The 7,823-nt window shown below is 55.1% G+C and carries 8 protein-coding genes and 1 pseudogene; all 9 read right to left on the reverse strand.

Features of this window, described 5'->3' with window-relative positions; genetic code table 11:
* Positions 1-230, reverse strand: a pseudogene (locus tag LN450_RS04690) (type IV secretion system protein); the annotation flags it as partial.
* Positions 231-255: 25 nt separating this feature from the next.
* Positions 256-1,605, reverse strand: a complete 1,350-nt coding sequence (locus LN450_RS04695) for a Tle-like phospholipase domain-containing protein (protein ID WP_011348505.1) — start codon at positions 1,603-1,605, stop codon at positions 256-258.
* Positions 1,602-2,186 (reverse strand): hypothetical protein, encoded by a 585-nt coding sequence (locus LN450_RS04700; protein WP_011348504.1) that lies wholly within the window; start codon positions 2,184-2,186, stop codon positions 1,602-1,604. The genes LN450_RS04695 and LN450_RS04700 overlap by 4 nt, the downstream gene beginning before the upstream one ends.
* A 388-nt stretch (positions 2,187-2,574) precedes the next feature.
* Entirely contained in the window at positions 2,575-3,105 is a 531-nt protein-coding gene (locus LN450_RS04705; RefSeq protein ID WP_074038469.1) for a DUF4189 domain-containing protein, read from the reverse strand.
* Positions 3,106-3,125: 20 nt separating this feature from the next.
* A complete protein-coding gene (locus LN450_RS04710) occupies positions 3,126-4,289 on the reverse strand; it encodes a TrbL/VirB6 family protein (RefSeq protein WP_046937769.1) in 1,164 nt (387 codons plus the stop codon).
* A 23-nt stretch (positions 4,290-4,312) separates the two neighbouring features.
* Positions 4,313-5,662: a Tle-like phospholipase domain-containing protein gene (locus tag LN450_RS04715; RefSeq protein ID WP_011348502.1), complete on the reverse strand. Its 1,350-nt coding sequence runs from the start codon at positions 5,660-5,662 to the stop codon at positions 4,313-4,315.
* Positions 5,659-6,243, reverse strand: a complete 585-nt coding sequence (locus tag LN450_RS04720; RefSeq protein ID WP_011348501.1) for a hypothetical protein — start codon at positions 6,241-6,243, stop codon at positions 5,659-5,661. The genes LN450_RS04715 and LN450_RS04720 overlap by 4 nt, the downstream gene beginning before the upstream one ends.
* Before the next feature lie 498 nt (positions 6,244-6,741).
* The gene (locus tag LN450_RS04725; RefSeq protein WP_080505904.1) at positions 6,742-7,113 is read right to left on the reverse strand and encodes a DUF4189 domain-containing protein; all 372 of its coding nucleotides are present in this window, start codon (positions 7,111-7,113) and stop codon (positions 6,742-6,744) included.
* A 218-nt stretch (positions 7,114-7,331) separates the two neighbouring features.
* The coding region (locus LN450_RS04730; RefSeq protein WP_228884980.1) for a type IV secretion system protein at positions 7,332-7,823 on the reverse strand (492 nt) is incomplete at its 5' end.

Consider the following 7,823-nt stretch of genomic DNA (forward strand, 5'->3'; position numbering starts at 1 on the left):
CCAAGAATCAGTATCCACAGCGTGGTAACGGTCAACGCGATGGCGCTGACCCAGCGCATGGCCCGCTTCATCAGGTCCATGCCGAAGTCCTGGATTTCGCTGTTGAAGTAGTCGTTGACCAACTTGAATAAAACGAAGTCGCCGAGATTGGCATCCGCCAAGGGCTGATACCAGTTTGCCGCACGCGGTGCACACCAAGCTGCCGCAGCAGTGGGCATCGGGTCAGTCATCGGTGCGATCCGCGCGGTCATGGTCTTACATTACACGCGTCGGTGTCGGTGTGGTCATCTCCGGCTGCGCCCGTTGCGCATCGAGTGCGCGCAACTGCTGTTGGCTCTCTTGCAACGGCGGGACTTCCGCTGCGAGATCCACTTTGGTGCGGAAGCCCGGCGTGTTGCCGACGATCCAGGCATTGCCGTCATGTACGGTGACGCTACGCAGCTGGTCGACGTTGACGATGCCAGCGCGTTTGGCTTCCACAGTCGCATGCATGGCCACGGCATCGGCGGTGCCCTGCGGCAGTTTGCTGTGGATGGAGCGGTACAGCGGATCGTTCGAGATGGGAGCCGCGCCTGGCTCGACGGAACGCTCGGTAACGGAACCTATTGGCACCTTCCAGCCAGGTGGCACATACACAGGCTTGTCTTCGCGCTCCATGCGCTGTTGCGTTTCCTTCCAGCGCTCTGCCGCCATCTCCGCTGCGCCGGCACCTGGGGCCAGCGTGCCGCGCAGGTGATTGATGGCATCGGGTAAGTTCATCGATTGGGCGCTGCGTGATGCCAGGGTCAGGCAGCTGCGCAAGAGCGCCACGTCGTCGCGGTACTTGTCGATCATCGGCGCGTACTGCTGTGCTAGCTGTTGCGACTTGGGATCTTCCAGCACCGAGCGATCCGGCATGCCGTTGGCATCGACCGGCAGAAAGTTATGCATGCGATGCGAATCACGCAACGCCCCGGCGACAAGCGGGTTGCGGTCATCCAACACACTGCGATCGTTGGCATAGCCGGCTTTCTGCAAAGCGGCGATTTCTTCTGGCATGGCGTAGATCTTGACCTGGCCATAATGCTTGCTGGCAGCACTGACTGCATCGCCTGCCATTATGTGATTGATTACATGTGTGCCGCCTTCTGGAATACGACGATCAAGACTGACCGAGCCGTAGGCGTTGAAGGTCTCGCCCTTGAGGCCATAATGATGTGCGGTGACTTGGGCTAGATCGCCGCCAAGCGAGTGACCGGTGACGGTGACTTCGGGGAGCGTTCCATCCTTGCTTGTTTTTTGCGCGTAAGCCAACGCATGTCGCGTCAACTCAATCGCTTCTAAGGCTTGGTTGTTGTTGCGCAAAGCCAACATTCCGCCATCGGCGTAGACGACATCCTCTTTTGGCTGTCGTTCTGGCTCTGTGCCGCGGTGAGCGACAATTATTTCGTTTGTATCGACACGCTGATAAATGATGCCTTGGTAACCTGAAGGGCTATCGACGTATTCGATACGGCGATAAGAAATGTCGCCAATATTCTCAGGTGTGCTGTTGGGGCCCGTCTCCCTTGGGGGCTTGTAGACATCGTCCGAGAGCGCTGCATACTGTTGGCTTGTTATGCTCATGGCGTTGCTTTCTTCGTGGTCAATGTCACCCTAAAGATGTTTTTTCTTGCGCTATCATTAAACTGATCTTCTGCAAGACGCCCGCCATCGGGGAAGTTGTCGATATCTTCTTTGGGGTAACGGCCTTTCCAGAAATAAGTAATCTTAGGGGTTGAGCTATAAATTTCGCTTTTGAATAAAACTGGCTGAAACCGTGTATCCTCGTTTTTCCCGGTGGCCTTTAGCGAGATGCCAACCCCATTTAGCTCAAATGTGCATACGCCTTTGCTGTAATAGTCTGCATCGATCATGCCGTCTGCATAGATCGTTCCGACATATGTGGATGCATCTAGCTTCTCAAAGTGGATGGGGATGCCATCTTCATCCGACTTGTTCCATACACCGGCGATGGGCTCGATTGGGGTGCATTGCTTGTGGTTGGTTATCTGGTAGAACGCCGTGCCAGAGATCCATTCAAAAGGACCCGGCGCATCCTCAATCGTCAAAGTGATGCGATATGCCTGCGTCGGATGCGGATTCTTCTGATAGACGGGGTCGGGGCGACTGCTCGTTGCGTCAGCTTGTGATGATGGGGCATTCATGGGCTTGCATCCTGCAAAGAAGAAGGGCACGAGGAGGAAAGCGAAACGACCGGTGATCTTGGGAGTCATTGAAGATGCTTCTGCTGACTGCATGCATTACGCGATAGAAGATGCGCAGCTTTGACGCGCGAGGGGACGCTGCGCTCACTCGATAACACGAGTTTGGAGGGGCCGCAGAAGTCGAGAACTGGCTTATCGGCTAACCCGCCAAAAAGAAACCAGCGCCGACTTGGGAAGCTGCATGCCATGCATGCAGTAGAGGCTTGCTATTGCCCTATATCGATCCTCGGAATTTTTGCGGCTACCACTTTAGTATTCAATAGGGCGCGTGCTTGCAAAAATCTTGGCGCGCACCGCATTTTAGCTGCCCCTGTCATAGGAGGTGGGTTTAATAAGATTTAAATATTGGCTCTGAGCAAGCTGTGTAAATTACTTTGCATTGGTTTGCTGGATTTCTTCTTTCACATGCGTTTTGTGCCAAAGCTGAGGCTTGCTCGATCGTCTGGTCGGTAAAGAATTGTACATTCCCGAGTAAGTTTGGTTTGCCATTAATCTGGGGCTCCCCAATAGCGATACATTGGTTTCTGTACGTCAGGCCAATTTTGCAATCTTTCTCGCCATGCTTTGCACAGCGAGCCAGAGCATCGCTTTCAGCTTCCTTTTTGGATAATTTACCAGTGGTTACACCGAGGTTTCTTTCCAGGCCGAGTGACCCTATTGCAACCGATCCCCAAGTCTTTATCCACTTGCCAAGCGGGCGGGGCTCGATTGTGTTTTGAGTACTCCCTCCGGGGATAGGTGCGCACGCAGCGACGCCCTGTCCACCGATGGGGTATTGGCCAGGAGGGCAGCCCTGCTCTGCTTGAGCAGTCGCAGATAAAAGGAACGTTAAAAAAACTAGAGAGATCGATATTCTCATGGACGGTAGACCTGTGCCAGTCAGCTAACGTTAGTATCTTTGGTGCCTGCTAAACCGCGGTATCCAACCTGTGGAGAAGGTGTATTCTGATCTGGTATTCGTGCGGCATTTGCATTAGTCCCGTTCGTACCATTGAATTCGCTGGACTGCCTATTACTGTCTCTGCCGACTTGCTGCGGCATATACGACCCAGCCGGCTGCCCCTGCGGACCTGGGGCTGCGGTGTTGTTGAATGCCGTGTAGGTCAGGAACGTGCCCATGTTGCCCTGCCATAGCGCGGCGGCGATGGTCGGTATGGTGATGATGAGCATGGTCATGATCAGGCCGATGCCACCCTGCTGCAGGGCCTGGCTGGACAGGCCTTCGGCACTGGCCAGGGGGATGAACTTGACCGCCCAGTAGGCCGCGGCGACTTTTACCGTGAACTTCAGCACCATCGCCGTGACCACCGACAGCATCGCCATCGAGAACAGTGTGCCGATGACGTAGAACAACCACTTCTTGAACAGGTCCTTGGTCTGATCGAAGATCAGCGCCAGGATGAAAATTGGCCCGATCCCGATCAGGAAAGCCATGGTGAACTTGAACAGCAGCAGCATCGCGCCGGCCGCCATCGGCGGACTGGCGGTGCCAAAACCGGCCATCAGCATGGCGCGACCTTTTTTCTCCAGCACTTCCGGCTGGCTCGGATCCACGCGTACTGCATCCAGTGTGGCCATTGCTATTTGCGTATAGGCCAGATTCTCGTCGATGGCATCGGAGGCACTGCTGTCTTCGTCACCCGTGAACAAACCATGGATTTCCTTGTCCAGATTCTGGGTCATGGCCTCGTGCAGCGCCGGGCCGTTGAGCCCGACCGCCGACGCAATGCTGATGATCAGCGAGACCTTGGCGGCCTTGATCATGGTGGCCATCGCACTCTCGCGCGACTGCCCGGTGGCGATGCGATAGCCCAGAATCAGCACCCACAGCGTGGTCACTGTCAAAGCAATCGTACTGACCCACCGCATGGTGCGCCTCATCAACTCCAGGCCAAAGTCCTGAATCTCGTTACTGGAGTAGTCGTTGACCAGTTTGAAGAAAACGAAGTCACCGAGGTTGGCGTCCACCAGGGGCTGCAGCTGACTGATCGCACGACGCGCATATCGGTCTGCAGTGGCGGGAGCCTGCAAGGATGCAGTCATCGGCGTGGTCCGGTCATACATCGCTACATTACACGCGTTGGCGTCGGCGGGGTCATCTCTGCCTGCGACCGTTGCGCATCCAATGCGCGCAACTGCTGCTGGCTCTCCTGCAAAGGCGGTGCCTCCGCCGTCAGATCCACTTTGGTGCGGAAACCTGGCGTATTGCCGACGATCCAGGCATTGCCGTCTTGCACGGTCACGCTGCGCAGCTGGCTGACGTCGACGATGCCAGCGCGTTTGGCCTCGACAGTGGCATGCATGGCCACGGCGTCGGACGTGCCCTGCGGCAGTTTGCTGTGGATGGAGCGGTACAGCGGATCATTGGACATGGCCGCCGCGCCCGGATCTACGCAACGCTCTGGGGTGTTGCCCAGCGGCAGCTTCCAGCCAGCGGGCACATAGACCGGCTTGTCTTCACGCTCCATGCGTTGCTGCGTTTCCTTCCAGTGCTCGGCTGTCATCTCGGCCGCACCGGCACCAGGGGCCAGTGTGCCGCGCAAATGATTGATGGCATCGGGTAAGTTCATCGATTGGGCGCTGCGCGACGCCAAGGTCAAGCCACCGCGTAAGAGCGCCACATCGTCGCGATACTTGTCGATCATCGGCGCGTAGTGCTGCGCCAACTGCTGCGACTGTGGATCTTCCAGCACCGAGCGGTCTGGTTTGCCATTGCCGTCAACGGGCAGGAAGTTATGCATGCGATGCGAGTCACCCAGCTCGACGGCGACAAGCGGGTTGCGGTCATCCAGCACACCGCGGTCGTTGGCATAACCGGCCTTTTGAAGAGCGGTGATTTCCTGTGGCGCGGCGTAGATCCTGACTTGGCCGTAGTGCTTGCTAGCAGCACTAACCGCATCGCCGGCCATCACATGATTGATCACAGCGTTGCCGCCTTCGGGAATGCGCCGGTCCAGGCTGACCGCGCCGTAGGCGTTGAAGGTCTCGCCTTTGAGGCCGAAATGGTGCGCGGTCAACTGGGCCAAGTCGCCACCAAGCGAGTGGCCAGTGACGGTGACCTGGGGAGGCTTATCGCCCTTGCCTAATTCGTGCGCATAGTTCAATGCATACTTGGTCAGCTCAATCGCTTCGGCTGCTTGATTGTTGTGACGCGCTGCGACCATGCCGCCATCGGTGTAAAGACCATCTTCTTTGAGCTGCCGCTCGGTCTCTGTGCCACGGTGGGCGACGATGATCTCTTTGGTATCGACTCGCTGGTAGACGATGCCTTGGTAGCCCGATGGGCTATCGACATATTTGAGCCGCTTGTAAAGATTCTCGCCAATTCTTACAGGATCGCTGTTCTCTCCCACCTTTTTTGGCTCGTCGTATACGTCTCTCGCAAGCACGGCATACTGTTGGCTTGTGAGACTCATGGCCTCACCCTGTCAGTGGTCAAAGTTATTTTAAACGTGTTTTTTCGCGCATTATCATTGAATTGATCAAGTCTGACTTCGCCACCATCAGGAAAATCATCCATACCTGCTTGTGGGTAACGCTCTTTCCAAAAGTAGGTAACCTTGGGCGCTGAGCTATAGATCTCTTTTTTGAACAGTGAAGGCTGGAATCGAGTTTCTTCTTTTTTACCAGTCGCTCTCAATGATATTCCAACCCCATTAAGCTCGAAGGTGCACATGCCCTTCCCGTAATAGTCTGCATCTATCATGCCATCGGCATAGATGGTTGCCACGTACGTTGTGTCACTGGTTTTGTCGAAATGGATGGGAATTGCATCCTCTTTTTGCTTTGTCGAAAAACCCAGCGAGCGGTCAATCGGTGTGCACGCATCGCGGTTAGTCATTTCGTAAAACGCCGTGCCGGAGATCCATTCGAACGGCCCAGGCGCATCTTCAATCGTCATGGTGATGCGATACGCCTGTGTCGGATGTGGGTTCTTCTGATAGACCGGATCGGTGTCGGCGTTATAGGGAGACGACGGCTCGCTGGGGGCATTCATGGGCTTGCATCCTGCCAGGAGACTCAGGAAAAGACAGCCAACAACCTTGTTTTTCAGAGGAGTGTTCATGCTGTCATTGTGCACCGTTCGGACCGCTCGGCGGCGGAAATCAAGATATGTCGCCTACCGATTCTGCCGCAGCCTTCTTAAATGCGCGATCACTTGCCTCATCGCTTGTGCAATTCGCTCCCTTAACGCGCATAGCACCACAAAGTGAAAATTGCACTGACATTAGCAAACGAAATTACAGGAAGGAAACGAACGCGGCACGGCATATCAGGACAAGCAGACTGCGGGTTAGGGTGAATGTCAAGATGGCGAATATCACAAGACCCCAAAGACTTTTATTGACTAACATCAACCCATATCGCACAGAGGAATCTTTTCGCACACTGCACCACTCCTGCGAAGTCCGATTACTTACTGAGGCATCCTGTGGTAAGCAATAACGCCACCGAGCTTCACAAGTAAGTAGTCATTTTCGGCCTGCCAAACAAATCAGTATTTCTGAAAATAAGGCTCAGAACATGCTTTGTATATCACCCTGCAGTCCGCACTTTGGTTGTACTTACTACAATTTGCAAGAGCATCACTACTCGCCACATCTACCGTCGGGCCGCCAGTGTATGAAAGCACTCCTGATACAGCGCTTCCGCTTTTATGCGGCTCCGCTATCACAGCGCATTGATTTTTGTATACGAAATCTATTTGACAATCTTTTCCGCTCACGGACTTGCATTTTGACAACGCCTCTTCTTGAGCATCTGACTTTTTTAACTTTCCTTTTGCCACACCTAAGTTATCCCCACCATCACTAGCTATTGCCCCCCAGGTCTTCAACCATTTTCCAGTTGGACGAGGAGCGGGCATTTCTTGTTCCTGATAGTACCCCGAGGGTATAGGCCCACAGGAAGAGATATTCCCGGTAGCGCTTGCAGGAATCTGGCCCGGCGGACACCCCTGTTCAGCCTAGGCATTGATACCTAAGGATATCAGGACAAAAAAAACTACCATTAGCTTAATTTTCATTTCCCTTCACCTTTTACGGCTTTCAGCAGAATCGAGCCAACTAACTAAGTTTGACCCCGTCAATTTCTCCCAGCTAGTCCTCGCGATCCTGTAGCAACTGTTTCATTCGAGTCTGCGCCAGCTATGGTCCTGCTCACTGCTCCCGCCGTTCGGTGGACGTTAGCGTCCGGTCTGTCTTCGCTAGGCGCTATTCGCGGCGGCACATACGACCCAGCCGGCTGTCCCTGGGGCCCCGGGGTGGATGCGGCGCCTCCACTAAATGCGGAGAAATGCATGAAGTTGCCCATGCTGCCCTGCCAGACCGCCGCCGCCAACGTTGGCACGCTGATGATCAACAAGGTCATGATCAGGCCGATGCCACCCTGCTGCAGGGCCTGGCTGGACAGGCCTTCGGCGCTGACCAGGGGGATGAACTTGACCGCCCAGTAGGCCGCGGCCACCTTGGCGGTGAACTTGAGCACCATGGCCGTGACCACCGACAGCATCGACATCGAGAACAAGGTGCCGATGACGTAGAACAGCCACTTCTTGAACAGGTCCTTGGTCTGATC

The organism is Xanthomonas euvesicatoria pv. euvesicatoria, from assembly GCF_020880415.1.
Lineage (GTDB): Bacteria > Pseudomonadota > Gammaproteobacteria > Xanthomonadales > Xanthomonadaceae > Xanthomonas > Xanthomonas euvesicatoria.

Bases quoted from the DNA above. Each gene is read 5' to 3' on its own strand.
- LN450_RS04695 (WP_011348505.1), bottom strand. From the start codon at position 1,605: ATGAGCATAACAAGCCAACAGTATGCAGCGCTCTCGGACGATGTCTAC.
- LN450_RS04700 (WP_011348504.1), bottom strand. From the start codon at position 2,186: ATGAATGCCCCATCATCACAAGCTGACGCAACGAGCAGTCGCCCCGAC.
- LN450_RS04705 (WP_074038469.1), bottom strand. From the start codon at position 3,105: ATGAGAATATCGATCTCTCTAGTTTTTTTAACGTTCCTTTTATCTGCG.
- LN450_RS04710 (WP_046937769.1), bottom strand. From the start codon at position 4,289: ATGACTGCATCCTTGCAGGCTCCCGCCACTGCAGACCGATATGCGCGT.
- LN450_RS04715 (WP_011348502.1), bottom strand. From the start codon at position 5,662: ATGAGTCTCACAAGCCAACAGTATGCCGTGCTTGCGAGAGACGTATAC.
- LN450_RS04720 (WP_011348501.1), bottom strand. From the start codon at position 6,243: ATGAATGCCCCCAGCGAGCCGTCGTCTCCCTATAACGCCGACACCGAT.
- LN450_RS04725 (WP_080505904.1), bottom strand. From the start codon at position 7,113: ATGCCCGCTCCTCGTCCAACTGGAAAATGGTTGAAGACCTGGGGGGCA.